This window comes from Microbacterium sp. VKM Ac-2923 (assembly GCF_022815605.1).
GTDB lineage: Bacteria > Actinomycetota > Actinomycetes > Actinomycetales > Microbacteriaceae > Microbacterium.
Genome location: NZ_JALGRP010000002.1, coordinates 70,343 through 83,426, shown reverse-complemented (window position 1 = coordinate 83,426; position 13,084 = coordinate 70,343). Strand labels below are relative to the sequence as shown.

Genomic DNA, 13,084 nt, shown 5'->3' with positions numbered 1-13,084 from the left:
ATCGTGTGGGAATCTTCGAAGGAGATTCCGTGTACGCAATGGAGCGCCAGCAGCTCATCGAGCGCGAACTGCGCGACGTCGGACGTGTCAGCGTCGTCGACCTCGCGCGTCGCTTCGACGTCACGACCGAGACCGTGCGCCGCGACCTCGACCGCCTCGAAGGATCCGGCTCCCTCCGGCGGGTGCACGGCGGCGCGGTGAGCACCGACCGCGCCAGCACCGCCGAGTCCACGCTGATCGAGCGTCGCGACCGCCGAGGCGAGGCCAAGCGTGCCATCGCTCTCGAGGCCGCCTCCCTTCTCGGCGCGGGCTTCCGCGGGTCGATCTACTTCGACGGGGGCACGACGCCCGCTGCCGTCGCCGCGATGCTGCCCGACACCCTGGACGCGGGCGCGAACGGCGTCGAAGTCGTCACTCACTCGCTCGAGGCGGCCCACCTGCTCGCGGGCGAGGAGCAGCTCTCGCTCACCACCATCGGCGGGCGCGTCCGCGGGGTCACCGCCGCGGCGGTGGGAGCGCACACGGTGCGCGCGATCGGGCAACTCCGCCCCGATATCGCGTTCGTCGGAACCAACGGACTCAGCGCCGGATTCGGCCTGAGCACCCCCGACCCCGAAGAAGCGGCCGTCAAGACCGCCATCATCCAGTCGGCCCGTCGCGTCATCCTCGTCGCCGACGCAGCCAAGTTCGGAGAGGAACTGCTCGTGCGCTTCGCTCGACTCGACGAGATCGACGTCCTCGTCACCGATGCGGCCCCGCCCGCCCCGCTCGCGGAGGCTCTCGCCGACGCCGACGTCGAGGTGCGTGTCGCGTGATCGTCACCCTGACCGCCAACCCGTCGGCCGACCGCGCCGTCGTACTCGCCGATGCCCTCGCTCCCGGCGAGGTGCAGCGCGCGCTGTCGTCGCGAGAAGACGCCGGGGGCAAGGGTGTGAACGTTGCACGGGTGGTCGCCGCCGCGGGCGCCCCCGCCCGCGCCGTCGTGCCCGTGAACGCCCATGACCCGTACCGGATGCTGCTGGAAGACACGGGGATCGCCCTCGAGACGGTCGAGGTCGCCGGGCGCGCCCGCGCGAACCTCACGATCACCGACCCGACCGGCGAGACCACCAAGCTCAACCTCCCCGGCGCCGAGCTCACCGCCGCCGAGGCGGAGGCTCTCGTCGACGGGGTCGTCGCCGCCGCCGAGGGCGCGACCTGGCTCGTGCTGGCCGGCTCACTGCCCCCGGGTGTGCCCAGCTCGTTCTACGCCGACCTCATCGTCGCCGTGCGCGCTCGGTGGGGCGCTGACGCTCCCCGCATCGCGGTGGACGCGTCGGGTGCGGCTCTGACCGCCGTGGTCGAGACGGCCCGCCCCGATCTCATCAAGCCCAACCACGAAGAGCTCGCGGAGCTCGTCGGCGAGGATGCCGCCGCCGACACCGACGTGCTCGCCGAGGCCGCCCGGCGTGCCCGCGCCCTCGTGCCGGGCCGCGTGGCATCCGCTCTCGTCACCCTCGGGGCCGACGGCGCCCTGCTGTTCACGGGCGACGGAGAATGGCGCGGCCGCGCCCCCCAGATCCAGGTCGCCAGCACCGTCGGCGCGGGCGACAGCTCGCTCGCCGGCTACCTGCTGGCCGACCTCGAGGGGGCCTCGGCCCCCGACCGCCTCGCGCGCAGCATCGCCTACGGCGCCGCCGCCGCGACCCTGCCGGGGACACAGGCCCCGACACCCGACGATCTGCCCGCGGGCCGCATCGTCGTCACCGACTTCGCCACCCCCATCGCTACATCCTGACCACGGAGGTCAATGACAATGTCCGACATCATCACTCCGGAGCTCGTCACCCTCGACGTGCCCCTGGGCACCGACAAGCAGTCGGTGATCCGTGCCCTCGCCGAGCGCGTGGTCGCGCAGGGCCGCGCGACCAGCGCCCAGCAACTGTTCGACGACGCCTGGGCTCGCGAACAGAAGGACGAGACGGGCCTGCCCGGCGGCATCGGCATCCCGCACGCGCGCAGCGCCTCGGTCACCGAGCCCACCCTCGCCTTCGCCCGTCTGACGCCCGGCGTCGATTTCGGTGCCCCCGACGGTCCCGCCGACATCGTGTTCCTCATCGCCGCCCCGGCCGGCGCGGACGAGGCCCACCTCGCGGTGCTGTCGCAGCTGGCCCGGAGCCTCATGAAGGACGACTTCATGTCGGGCCTGCGTGCCGCTCAGGCGCCCGCCGACGCCGTGCGCATCATCACGGATGCCGTCACCCCCGCGGCCGAGCCCACCCCGGCCGTGGCCCCGGCCGCTGCGGCCCCGACGGCGGCTCCGGCGACCTCGCGCGCCGAGGCCCGCACCGCGACGAAGACCAAGAAGATCGTCGCCGTCACCGCGTGCGCCACCGGGATCGCGCACACGTTCATGGCCGCCGACGCGCTCACCGCGGCCGGCGCGGCGGCCGACGGTGTCGAACTGATCGTGGAGCCGCAGGGTTCCAGCGGCTACAAGGCGCTGCCCCAGAATGTCATCGACGACGCCGACGCCGTGATCTTCGCGGTCGACGTCGACGTGCGCGAGCCCCAGCGATTCGCCGGCAAGCCGGTCATCCGCGCCGGTGTGAAGCGCGGCATCGAGCAGCCCACGCAGCTCATCGCCGAGGCCGTCGCCGCGAGCGACAACCCCAACGCGCCGCGCGTACCCGGCGGAGCAGCCGGAGCAGCCGTCTCCGACGCCCCCGTCGCGCAGCAGTCGGTGGGTCGCCGCATCCAGCGGTGGCTCCTGACCGGTGTCAGCTACATGATCCCGTTCGTCGCCGGTGGTGGTCTGTTGATCGCCCTCGGGTTCCTGCTCGGCGGGTACCAGGTCACGCAGAACGCGGCCAACGTGATCATCCAGAACTCGCTGTGGGACCTCCCCACCGAGGACATCACCTCGTCGTTCGGCCCGCTGGGCCAGTACCTCGGCTCGGTCGCGTTCATGATCGGTGCGACGTCGATGGGCTTCCTCGTCGCCGTGCTCGCCGGCTTCATCGCCTACGCGATCGCCGACCGTCCCGGTATCGCCCCCGGTTTCGTCGCCGGTGCCGTCGCCGTGCTCATGAACGCCGGCTTCATCGGCGGCATCATCGGCGGTCTGCTCGCCGGCTTCATCGCGTGGTGGCTCGGCCGCTTCAACGCCCCCCGCTGGCTCCGCGGCCTCATGCCGGTCGTGATCGTGCCGTTCCTCGGCTCGATCTTCGCCTCGGGTCTGATGATCCTCTTCCTCGGTCGTCCGATCGCCAGCCTCATGGCCGCCCTCACCGAGGGTCTCACCGGACTCGCGGCCAGCGGCGCCGGCGCCATCGTGCTCGGTGTGATCCTGGGCCTGATGATGTGCTTCGACCTCGGTGGCCCCGTCAACAAGGTCGCTTACGTCTTCGCTACCACGGGCCTCGCCGCCGCGACCCAGACCAACACCACGCCGTACCTGATCATGGCCGCGGTCATGGCCGCCGGTATGGTGCCCCCGCTCGCGATGGCGCTGGCCTCCACCGTGCTCTCCCGCGGCCGGTTCACCCCGGTCGAGCGTGAGAACGGCGCCGCCGCCTGGCTGCTGGGTGCGTCGTTCATCTCCGAGGGTGCGATCCCGTTCGCCGCGGCCGATCCGCTGCGCGTCATCCCCGCCTCGATGGTGGGCGGCGCGATCACCGGTGGCTTGAGCATGCTGATCGGCGTGCAGTCGTACGCCCCTCACGGCGGCATCTTCGTCCTGTTCGCGATCAACCCGGTGTGGGGTTTCCCGCTGGCGATCATTGTGGGTACGGTCGTGACGGCGCTCATCGTCGTCGCCCTCAAGGGCATCGGTCGTCCGGCGAAGGACGTCGCCGTCGCCGAGACCGCTCCCGCGGTCACGGTCGCAGCCTAAGACCCCCGTCGAATCGAGAGGATTCACCATGGCAGAACGTCAGGCCACCATCGCGAGCAGCTCGGGTCTGCACGCCCGCCCCGCGAAGCTCTTCGTGCAGGCCGTGCAGGAGAAGAAGATCCCCGTCACGATCGCGGCGAACGGCGGTGCCGACCTCAACGCCGGCAGCATCCTGTCGCTCATGGGCCTCGGCGCCGGTCACGGCACCGTCGTGACGCTGAAGGCCGAGGGTGAGGGTGCCGAGCAGGCGCTCGACGAGCTCGTCGCCCTCCTCGAGACCGATCTCGACGCGCAGTAAGCACTCCGCAACAGAACACCGGATGCCACGGGCCCAGGGCTCGTGGCATCCGGTGTTCGTGCGTGTACCGGCGCTTCTCGGACAGCTCACGGTGATCTGCGCGTAGTCCCGGGGTTCGGGGCGGGTTCCGCCGTTCGGGGCAGATTCCGCTGCTCGGGGCGGCGAAATCACGACCCGAACGGCTTATCACGCCTCGAGCGCTCCGCTCAGACGTCGACGGAGTCGCCGGGCTTCAGGTCGACGAACGAGCCGGCGTTCTGCTCGACGGCCCAGGTCAGACGCGCGTCGCCCATCTGCTTCCCCGCCACGGAGAGGGTCATGTCGTGGGTGGCGAACACCCGCTCGGGCTTGACCGCGAGCACGTAGTCGATCGCGTCGCCGATCTTGAGCCACGGAGCGCCGACGGGAGCGGCGAGCAGCTTTACCCTCGCGTGCTTCGGGACGGTGTAGGAGTCACCGGGGTAGTAGAGCGCATCGTTCACCAGGACGCCCACGTTGTCGACGACGGGGATCGACTCGTGGATGACCGCGTGCTGCCCACCGGAGAACTCGAGGTGGAACGGGCCGAGGTCTAAGGTGTCGCCGGGGCGCACCGCGGTGACCTCGAACCCGGCGGCCGCGTTCACGACGCCCTCGGGCCCGTAGAAAGGAACGCCCGGATGCGCCTTCTGCAGGCGAGTGAGATGCTCGGGCGTCCAGTGGTCGGGGTGCTCGTGCGTGATGACCACGCCGACCAGGCCGGTGAGGTCGTCGAGCGGGGAGGTGAAGCTGCCGGGATCGATGACCAGAGACTGGCCCGACTCGACGACGACAAGGGCGGCATGTTCGTGCTTCGTGAGACGCATGTCGACGAGTCAACTCCTCGCCGGGGGAGCGCGGCAAGCGCTGGCGCTGAGAGTGAACAGCTTCTCGTTCCTCTTCCGTGCGCCGCCGCTTCGCGGTAGCTTGTGCGAACACGCCCGGGATTTCCGCGGTTCCGAGCCGATTTTGCGTGCGTGTCATTCGTAGTGCATACTTGAACGGTTGCAACGCGGCCCCATCGTATAGCGGCCTAGTACGCTGCCCTCTCACGGCGGTAACGCGGGTTCGAATCCCGCTGGGGTCACCAACACGAAAATGAGCCTCGACCGTTAGGTCGGGGCTCATTTTCGTTGTAGCGAACGCGGCTGGACGACGAGCCGCATGTGCGGGTGGGGCCCCCTCGCCCGGAGGCTCCGCGCACCGCGAAGCGGTGTGTGGAGGGGGCGAAGGGAGAATCCTGCTGGGGTCACCAACAAGAAAAAGGCTCCGACCGAATGGTCGGGGCCTTTTTGTCGTACGGGTGCCGTAGCTGGACGAGGCGCCGCAGGAGCGCCCGGGGGCGTCACCGACGGCGGATGGGCGCAACGGATCCGGATCCCGATCCCCGAGCCCTCGGCATCCGAATCCGCCGCGCACATCCGCCGTCGGCGTCAGCCCTCGCGGCGCCGCCGCACGAGTCGACGGACGCCCCACACGATCGCCGCGGCCACGCCCGCGATGACGATCCACGGCAGCAGGAACCCGACGCCGATCACGACCCCGTTCAGCGTCGCCACCAGACCGTTCCAGCCCGCGACGAGCCCGTCGCCGAAGCCCGCGGGATCCGCGGTCACGGATGCCGCGCGCTCGGTCAGTTGCACGCTCAGCGTCGACATCGCCACCTGGGACTCGACCGATTGCAGAACCTGCCGGTCGCTGTCGAGCTGCGCCTGACGCTCGGCCAGCGCCGATTCCGCGGTGATGAGGTCGGACACGGATGCGGCCTGCGCCATCAGCTCGGTCAAACGCGCGACGGATGCCTCGCCGGCGGCGACCCGCGCGCGCAGGTCCACCGTCTGCTCGGTGACGTCGGAGCGGTTCACGCTCGTCGCCGTGACATCGCCGACGTCGCGGAGGCCGTCCATGACCTGCGTCAGCGCCTCGGCGGGCACTCGGACGGTGATCCATCCCGAGGATGCCGTGGGGGTCGTCGCCGACCCCTCGAGGGGGATCCCGGTCATCCCGCCGCCGAGCTGCGACGACTCGATGTACCCGCCGGCCGCGGTCGCAGCGGCGGTGACCTCGTCGAGTGCGGCGCGGACGTCATCGACCTCGACCGTGCTGGAGCCGGTGGCGACGATGTCGCGCGTCCCGGCATCCCTCGCGGCGGACTGTTCGGGGAGGGAGCTCGATCCGGCGGCATCCTGTTCGGGAACGACCTCGATGCTGCCCTGGTCGAACTGCCCCGAGAAGTCCGGCGCGCTCTCCGCCCCGCTCGCGCCGACCACGGTCGACCCGCCGGTCGACTGCGTCGACGTCAACGACGGACCGACCACGGCCGCGATCACGACCACCGCGGCGGCGGCGCCGACGCCCGTCCAGACGGTGCGTCGACGACGGCGCACGCGGTGCCGCTCGTCGGCGATGCGACCGAAGACGGCCGATTCGATGGCATCCACTCGCTCGGCGGACAGTGAGGGCAGTGTGGGGGTGGTCATGGCGTCTCCGTCTCCATCGCGCTGGCACGCACCCGGGAACGGATGCGGGAGAGGCGGTTGCGCACCGCGCCGTGCGACACTCCGAGGGCCGCGGCCGCGGCTTCGTAGCCGTAGCCCTCGGCGGCGCACAGGCGGAAGATCTCGCGGTCCAGGTCGCTCAATCGCTCGACGGCGGCGAGGATGGCCGCCACGGTCTGCGCCTGCACGACCTGCGCCTCCACGTCGACGACGGCGGGGATCCGTTCGTCGAGTTCGGCGTGCGCGCTGTGGCGGCGTCGGGCGCGCAGTCGATTCTGCGCCTGCAGACGGCACACGGTCGCGAGCCACGGCAGGAGGGACGCGCCCTCCAGCCGCAGCGAGGGGATCTTCCGCCACGCGACGACGAAGGTCTCCTGGGCGACGTCCTCCGCGTCCGCGGCGTCGCCGACGAGCCCGAAAGCCACCCAATACACGGGCCGGACGTACGCGCGATACAGCTCGCGGAACGCCTGTTCCGAGCCGCCGGCCGCACGCGCGACCAGCGCCCTGTCGTCGATCTCGTCGTCGGTCATGGCATCCGTTCCCCCGCTCGGCGGGCTTCGTGAGCACTCTCTCACTGAGAGGTGTCTCGCGGCGGCGGATCGTCTCACGGCGATCCGCTGCGGCATGCGCAGTGGCGACGAGCGTGCGTCGCGCATCCGTGCCGGGCGAAGAACTTACATAACCCTCGGGCGGTCGCAGCGGACGGATAAACTCGAGCGTTTCCCCCGACGAAAGGCCCCGCGATGGAGCTGCAGCTCGACCCGCTCTTCCAGACGGTCACCCTCGTGGTGCTCGTGCTGATCCTGGTCGCCGACCTGCTGATCATCCTGAAGCGCCCCCACATCCCCTCGCCGAAGGAATCCACCCTCTGGGTCGTGTTCTACGTCACGCTCGCGCTCATCTTCGCCGGCATCCTGTGGGTCGTCACCGGGGGAGAGGTCGCGGGGCAATTCGTCGCGGGCTGGCTGACGGAGTACAGCCTCTCGATCGACAACCTGTTCGTCTTCGTGCTGATCATGGGCCAGTTCGCCGTCCCCCGTCGCTATCAGCAGGAGGTGCTGATGGTGGGCATCATCATCGCGCTCGTGCTGCGCGGGGCGTTCATCCTGGTCGGCGCGACGATCATCGAGAACTTCAGCCCGATCTTCTACCTGTTCGGCCTGTTCCTCATCTACACCGCGATCCGTCAGGCGTTCCCCGGCGGCGACCACGACGACGACACGCAGAAAGAGAACCTCATCGTGCGGACGCTGCGTCGCGTCCTGCCGATGAGCGACTCGTACGACGGCAAGAAGGTCATCACGCGCGTCGACGGCAAGAAGCTGTTCACGCCGATGATCATCGTCTTCGTCGCCATCGGCGTGACCGACCTGCTGTTCGCGATCGACTCGATCCCCGCCATCTTCGGCATCACGCAGAGCCCGTTCATCGTGTTCACCGCGAACCTGTTCGCCCTGATGGGTCTGCGTCAGCTCTACTTCCTGCTCGGCGACCTGCTCGACCGCCTCAAGTACCTGCACTACGGCATCGCGTTCATCCTCGCCTTCATCGGCGTGAAGCTGATCCTGCACGCGATGCACGTCAACGAACTGCCGTTCCTCAACGGCGGCGAGCCCATCGAGTGGGCGCCCGAGATCTCGACGTGGGTGTCGCTGGCCGTGATCGTCCTGTCGATGGCGGTCGCCACCGTCGCGAGCCTGATCGCCGCCCGCCGCGAGCCCGCCGCCGCCGGACCTCAGGATGCCGCGGCGCAGGTCGCCGACGAGAAGGGCACCCCCGCGACGGTCGAGCACCCCGAGCGGGACTGACCCGCGGCCCCAGAGCGAGGGGACCCGCGGCCCAGGAGCGAGAGGACCCTCAGCCCGTCGAAGGGTCCGGGGCCCGCGATTCCGGTGGCTTCGATAGGCTCAGCCACCTGTGGCCGGGGGCCGCTGGTTCCGGCGGCTTCGACGGGCTCAGCCACCGGCGCGAGCGCCGGCGGCGTTTCCCACACCCGTCGGAGAGACGCACCGACCCGTCTGCGTCGCCGGGATCCCGGCAGCCGAGATCTAGAACGCGCGCAGATTCGCCTGCAGGCCGCCGTCGACGTACTCCTCGCGGAGGATCCCGCGCCGGCGCAGGATCGGCACCAGGTCGTCGAGCACGCGGTGAACGGTGACCGGGTGCAGGTCGCCCCACAGCAGGACACCGTCGTTACCCCACGTGCCGAGCTCTTCGATGCGGTCCGCGAACTCGTCGGCGGTGCCGACGAAACCGGTGCCGTCGTTCAGGCGCCCGAGACGCGCGTGCGCGGCGAGCACCGTGCGCAGCGGTGCGTCGGCATCATGCTTCCCGACGAGCCGTTTGATGCTGCCCTCCGAGACATGCTCCCCGAAGATCGATCCGTCGAGCGGCTTGTCGAGGTCGAGGCCGGTCAGGTCGGTCTCGAGGTCGCTCGACTGCTTGCGGGCGATCGTGATGAGGGCGTCTTCGGAGGGATCCGAGGATGCCGCGACCAGCCGGTCGGCTTCCTCCGGCGACGACACGAGCACGGGCTGGATGGCGAAGAGGATCTTGATGTCACCGGGACGTCGTCCCGCGGCCTCCGCGGCGGCGTGGATGCGCCCCCGATAGCCGCGGATGCTCTGCTCGTCGAGCGGGGCCAGCGCCAGCTGCACGTCGGAGTTGTGCCCGGCGAACGCCAGCCCGCGGCCCGACCCGCCGGGGGAGACGATCGCCGGGTCCCCGTCGGTGAACGGCACGGCGTTCAGCGGCCCATCGAAGCCGAAGTACTCGCCGCGGTGGCGCGTGGCATCCAGTTTCGTCCCGTCGGCGTACACGCCCGACTCCTCGTCGACGACGAGCGCACCCTCGCCCCAGCTGCGCCAAAGGTCCCGGATGCCGCTCAGCCACTCCTCGGCGCGGTCGTACGCCGCGTCGTGCCCGAGCTGCGGCGCGGTGGAGAAGTGACGCGCGCTGCCCGTGTCGGTGACGACGTTGAGCCCCAGGCGGTGACCGCTCAGGTGCTGCAGGGTCGCGAACTGCCGGGCCGCCGTGTAGGGCAGGTACGCGGCGGGGTTCACCGTCGGCACGATGCCCAGGTTCCGCGTCGCGGCGAAGAGGTAGGGCGCGAGCAGCAGCGGATCGTGCTTGGGACCGCCGAACGCGTGGCGCACGCGCAGGTCGATGGTCTCGGCGCTGCCGAGTGACGGGGCGTCCTCGATGATGAGCAGGTCGAAGCCGGCCTGCTCGAGCGTCCGGGCCGAGTCCTGGTAGAGGCCGGGTTCGGTCCAGCGATGGTTCCACCGCAGCGAGGGCTGCCCCCAGCCGTGCGGGCCGAAGCCGCGGGCGAGGAACCACCCGAAGTGCTGCAGGTGGCTCACAGCACGACGGTTTCGCGTTCGAGGGCGGGCACCCCGACGAGCGCCTGATCGAGGTCCGCGAGGATGTCGCCGATGTCCTCGATGCCGATCGACAGCCGGATCGTGCCGGGGAAGACGCCCGCGTGCTCGCGCTCCTCGACGGTGCGGGCCGCGTGCGACGTGCTCTGCGGGTGCAGCACGAGCGAACGCACGTCCCCGAGGTGCGTCATGTGCGTGATCAGCTTCACCGACTGCACGACATGTCGGGCGGCCTCGAGCCCGCCGCGCAGCGTCACGGTGAACACCGAGCCGGTGCCGCGCGTGAGGTAGCGCCGCCCGAGGTCGTGGTGCGGGTGGGACTCCAGTCCGACGTAGTCGACGCGCTCGACCTCGGGGCGCTCCTGCAACCACCGGGCGATGGTCAGCGCATTCTGCGACTGGCGCTCCACCCGCAGGCTCAGGGTCTCGATGCCCTGGCCGATGAGGAAGGCGTTCAGCGGCGAGGGGGCGGGACCGAAGCGCGGGGCGACGCTCTCGCGGATGTAGGCACCACGGGCGCGCGCGCCGTGCTTCTCGGCGTAGCTCGCGCCTCCCAGGCGGTCGGTCTGCACGAGGTGGGGGAAGCGGTGTCCGGATGCCGCCGCGTCGAACCGGCCGTCGTCGACGATGACGCCGCCGAGCACCGCACCCTGGCCCGCGAGGAATTTGCTCGCGGAGTGCACGACGACGGCCGCGCCGTGCTCGATCGGACGCAGGAGGTACGGAGTGGTGAAGGTGCTGTCGACCACGAGAGGGATGCCGTGCTCGCGGCCGATCGCCGAGACGGCCGCCACGTCGAGCACGTCGTTGCGCGCGTTGGACAATGTCTCGGCGAAGAACGCCCGCGTGCGGGGAGTGATGGCATCCCGCCACGCGTCGAGGTCGGACGTGTCGATGAAGGTCGTCTCGATGCCGAGCCGCGCGAGGTTGTCGAGGAGCAGTCCGCGCGTGCCCTCGTAGATGTGCTCCGACACCACGACGTGGTCGCCCGCGCCGGCGAGGGCCAGCAGGGCGACGGTCACCGCGGCCTGCCCGCTGGAGACGAGGACGGCCTGATCGCCGCCCTCAAGCGAAGCGAGGCGCTCTTCCACGGCCTGCACCGTGGGGTTGCCGGTGCGGGTGTAGCCGAACCCCGAGCCCGTGCCGAAGTGCGCCGCGGATTCGTCGAGGTCGCCGAACGTGAATCCGGCGGTCAGGTAGATCGGCGTCGCCCGCGGGGTGGCGGGCGCGGTGGCGGAGCCGGCGTGCACCTGTCGCGTCGAGAATCCGGTGACGGCGTCTGCGGTCATGGGCATGCTCCTTTCTTCGGGTCGGCCCAGGCTCGCACGCGGGCGTCTCGATCGCCCAAGAATGCGGCCTCGTGTTACGGGGGAGGCGCCGACCGACCCGGTGGTATCGTGACGAGGTGCGGATCGTCGGCCTCCTCCTTAGCGGCCGCGACGAGACCTTGTTCTAGGCCTTTCTCGTCGCGGAGTTCGTCGCGGGCCTCACACCCCTCCCGAGGAGAAACGCAAACATGAGCACCATTCCCGACAACCCTCGCACCCTGGCCGAGAAGGTCTGGGACGACCACCTCGTCGTCAAGGGTGAGAACGGTCAGCCCGACCTCATCTACATCGACCTGCACCTCGTGCACGAGGTCACGAGCCCCCAGGCCTTCGACGGTCTGCGCGCCGAAGGGCGCCCCGTGCGCCGGCTCGATCTGACGATCGCGACCGAAGACCACAACACCCCCACGCTCGACATCGACAAGCCGATCGCCGACCTCACCAGTCGCACCCAGATCGAGACCCTGCGCCGCAACGCCGCCGAATTCGACGTGCGCATCCACTCGCTGGGCGACAAGGAGCAGGGGATCGTGCACGTGGTGGGCCCGCAGCTGGGCCTCACCATGCCGGGTATCACCGTCGTCTGCGGGGACTCGCATACGTCCACGCACGGTGCGTTCGGGGCGATGGCGTTCGGCATCGGCACGAGCGAGGTGGAGCACGTGCTCGCCACGCAGACCCTGCCGCTGAAGCCCTTCAAGACGATGGCGATCACCGTCGAGGGCGACCTCAAGCCGGGCGTCACCGCGAAAGACATCATTCTCGCGATCATCGCGAAGATCGGCGCGAACGGCGGTCAGGGCTACGTGCTCGAGTTCCGCGGCAGCGCGATCCGCTCCCTCTCGATGGAGGGGCGCATGACGATGTGCAACATGTCGATCGAGGCCGGTGCCCGCGCCGGCATGATCGCCCCCGACGAGACGACCTTCGCCTACGTGAAGGACAAGCCCCACGCCCCGCAGGGTCAGGACTGGGACGACGCCGTCGCCTACTGGCGCACGCTCCCCAGCGACGAGGGCGCCGTCTACGACGCCGAGGTGTTCCTGGATGCCGCCGACCTCGAGCCCTTCGTCACCTGGGGCACCAACCCCGGCCAGGGCGTCTCGCTGTCGGACGTCGTGCCGACCCCGTCCGACATCTCCGACCCGAACGAGCGCGCCGCCGCCGAGCGAGCGCTGGAGTACATGGACCTCGCAGCCGGTACTCCGATGAAGGACATCCCGGTGGATGCCGTGTTCATGGGCTCGTGCACCAACAGCCGCATCGAAGACCTGCGGGCCTTCGCCTCCGTCATCGACGGCCGCACCAAGGCCGAGAACGTCCGTGTGATGGTCGTTCCGGGTTCGGCGCGCGTGCGCCTCGAGGCCGAAGCGGAGGGTCTCGACAAGGTCTTCGTCGACTTCGGCGCCGAGTGGCGGTTCGCCGGGTGCTCGATGTGCCTGGGCATGAACCCCGACCAGCTCGCTCCGGGGGAGCGCTGCGCCTCGACCTCGAACCGCAACTTCGAGGGACGCCAGGGTAAGGGCGGTCGGACGCACCTCGTCTCGCCCCTGGTCGCGGCGGCCACGGCTGTCCGCGGCACCCTGTCGAGCCCCGCCGACCTCGACCCGGTCTCGAACGACGGCACACTGATCACCGGTGCCGCTCGCACCGACCAGACGGTCTCGACCGGGGCGGAGGCCTGA

General features: G+C 70.3%; 11 protein-coding genes and 1 tRNA gene. 7 read left to right on the top strand and 5 right to left on the bottom strand.

Features of this window, described 5'->3' with window-relative positions; all coding sequences use genetic code 11:
* Positions 1-29 precede the first annotated feature (29 nt).
* The 4 genes from MT347_RS03545 to MT347_RS03530 are packed head-to-tail and all read left to right on the top strand — an operon-like array spanning position 30 to position 4,172.
* On the top strand, positions 30-815 hold the full coding sequence (locus MT347_RS03545) for a DeoR/GlpR family DNA-binding transcription regulator (RefSeq protein WP_243498139.1): 786 nt from the start codon (positions 30-32) through the stop codon (positions 813-815).
* Positions 812-1,777 carry a 1-phosphofructokinase family hexose kinase gene (locus MT347_RS03540; protein WP_243498137.1) on the top strand — a complete coding sequence of 322 codons (966 nt, stop codon included), beginning with the start codon at positions 812-814 and terminating at the stop codon, positions 1,775-1,777. Before MT347_RS03545 ends, MT347_RS03540 begins: the two co-directional genes overlap by 4 nt.
* 18 nt (positions 1,778-1,795) lie before the next feature.
* Positions 1,796-3,874 carry a fructose-specific PTS transporter subunit EIIC gene (locus tag MT347_RS03535; RefSeq protein WP_243498135.1) on the top strand — a complete coding sequence of 693 codons (2,079 nt, stop codon included), beginning with the start codon at positions 1,796-1,798 and terminating at the stop codon, positions 3,872-3,874.
* Positions 3,875-3,902: 28 nt separating this feature from the next.
* Positions 3,903-4,172, top strand: a complete 270-nt coding sequence (locus tag MT347_RS03530) for an HPr family phosphocarrier protein (protein ID WP_243498132.1) — start codon at positions 3,903-3,905, stop codon at positions 4,170-4,172.
* Positions 4,173-4,378: 206 nt separating this feature from the next.
* Here the strand turns inward: MT347_RS03530 and MT347_RS03525 are convergent, their stop codons facing one another.
* Positions 4,379-5,017: an MBL fold metallo-hydrolase gene (locus MT347_RS03525; protein ID WP_243498130.1), complete on the bottom strand. Its 639-nt coding sequence runs from the start codon at positions 5,015-5,017 to the stop codon at positions 4,379-4,381.
* Between the two features lie 187 nt (positions 5,018-5,204).
* Here MT347_RS03525 and MT347_RS03520 point away from each other — a divergent pair.
* Positions 5,205-5,280, top strand: a tRNA-Glu gene (locus MT347_RS03520).
* A 343-nt stretch (positions 5,281-5,623) separates the two neighbouring features.
* On the opposite strand, the gene MT347_RS03515 is transcribed toward MT347_RS03520, so the two are convergent.
* Both MT347_RS03515 and MT347_RS03510 read right to left on the bottom strand, forming a co-directional pair.
* Positions 5,624-6,670, bottom strand: a complete 1,047-nt coding sequence (locus MT347_RS03515) for a DUF4349 domain-containing protein (protein ID WP_243498128.1) — start codon at positions 6,668-6,670, stop codon at positions 5,624-5,626.
* Positions 6,667-7,221 (bottom strand): RNA polymerase sigma factor, encoded by a 555-nt coding sequence (locus tag MT347_RS03510; protein WP_243498126.1) that lies wholly within the window; start codon positions 7,219-7,221, stop codon positions 6,667-6,669. The genes MT347_RS03515 and MT347_RS03510 overlap by 4 nt, the downstream gene beginning before the upstream one ends.
* A 213-nt stretch (positions 7,222-7,434) precedes the next feature.
* Between MT347_RS03510 and MT347_RS03505 the strand changes: the two genes are divergently transcribed.
* The gene (locus MT347_RS03505; RefSeq protein WP_243498124.1) at positions 7,435-8,499 is read left to right on the top strand and encodes a TerC family protein; all 1,065 of its coding nucleotides are present in this window, start codon (positions 7,435-7,437) and stop codon (positions 8,497-8,499) included.
* A gap of 240 nt (positions 8,500-8,739) precedes the next feature.
* Here MT347_RS03505 and MT347_RS03500 read toward each other — a convergent pair whose 3' ends face one another.
* The gene (locus MT347_RS03500; RefSeq protein ID WP_243498122.1) at positions 8,740-10,053 is read right to left on the bottom strand and encodes an LLM class flavin-dependent oxidoreductase; all 1,314 of its coding nucleotides are present in this window, start codon (positions 10,051-10,053) and stop codon (positions 8,740-8,742) included.
* Positions 10,050-11,360, bottom strand: a complete 1,311-nt coding sequence (locus MT347_RS03495; RefSeq protein ID WP_243498120.1) for an O-acetylhomoserine aminocarboxypropyltransferase/cysteine synthase family protein — start codon at positions 11,358-11,360, stop codon at positions 10,050-10,052. The genes MT347_RS03500 and MT347_RS03495 overlap by 4 nt, the downstream gene beginning before the upstream one ends.
* Before the next feature lie 227 nt (positions 11,361-11,587).
* Here MT347_RS03495 and leuC point away from each other — a divergent pair, with 227 nt between their 5' ends.
* On the top strand, positions 11,588-13,084 hold the full coding sequence (leuC, locus tag MT347_RS03490) for a 3-isopropylmalate dehydratase large subunit (protein WP_243498117.1): 1,497 nt from the start codon (positions 11,588-11,590) through the stop codon (positions 13,082-13,084).

Coding starts and splice junctions, on each gene's coding strand:
- MT347_RS03535 (WP_243498135.1), top strand. CDS start 1,796: ATGTCCGACATCATCACTCCGGAGCTCGTCACCCTCGACGTGCCCCTG.
- MT347_RS03530 (WP_243498132.1), top strand. CDS start 3,903: ATGGCAGAACGTCAGGCCACCATCGCGAGCAGCTCGGGTCTGCACGCC.
- MT347_RS03525 (WP_243498130.1), bottom strand. CDS start 5,017: ATGCGTCTCACGAAGCACGAACATGCCGCCCTTGTCGTCGTCGAGTCG.
- MT347_RS03515 (WP_243498128.1), bottom strand. CDS start 6,670: ATGACCACCCCCACACTGCCCTCACTGTCCGCCGAGCGAGTGGATGCC.
- MT347_RS03510 (WP_243498126.1), bottom strand. CDS start 7,221: ATGACCGACGACGAGATCGACGACAGGGCGCTGGTCGCGCGTGCGGCC.
- MT347_RS03505 (WP_243498124.1), top strand. CDS start 7,435: ATGGAGCTGCAGCTCGACCCGCTCTTCCAGACGGTCACCCTCGTGGTG.
- MT347_RS03495 (WP_243498120.1), bottom strand. CDS start 11,360: ATGACCGCAGACGCCGTCACCGGATTCTCGACGCGACAGGTGCACGCC.
- leuC (WP_243498117.1), top strand. CDS start 11,588: ATGAGCACCATTCCCGACAACCCTCGCACCCTGGCCGAGAAGGTCTGG.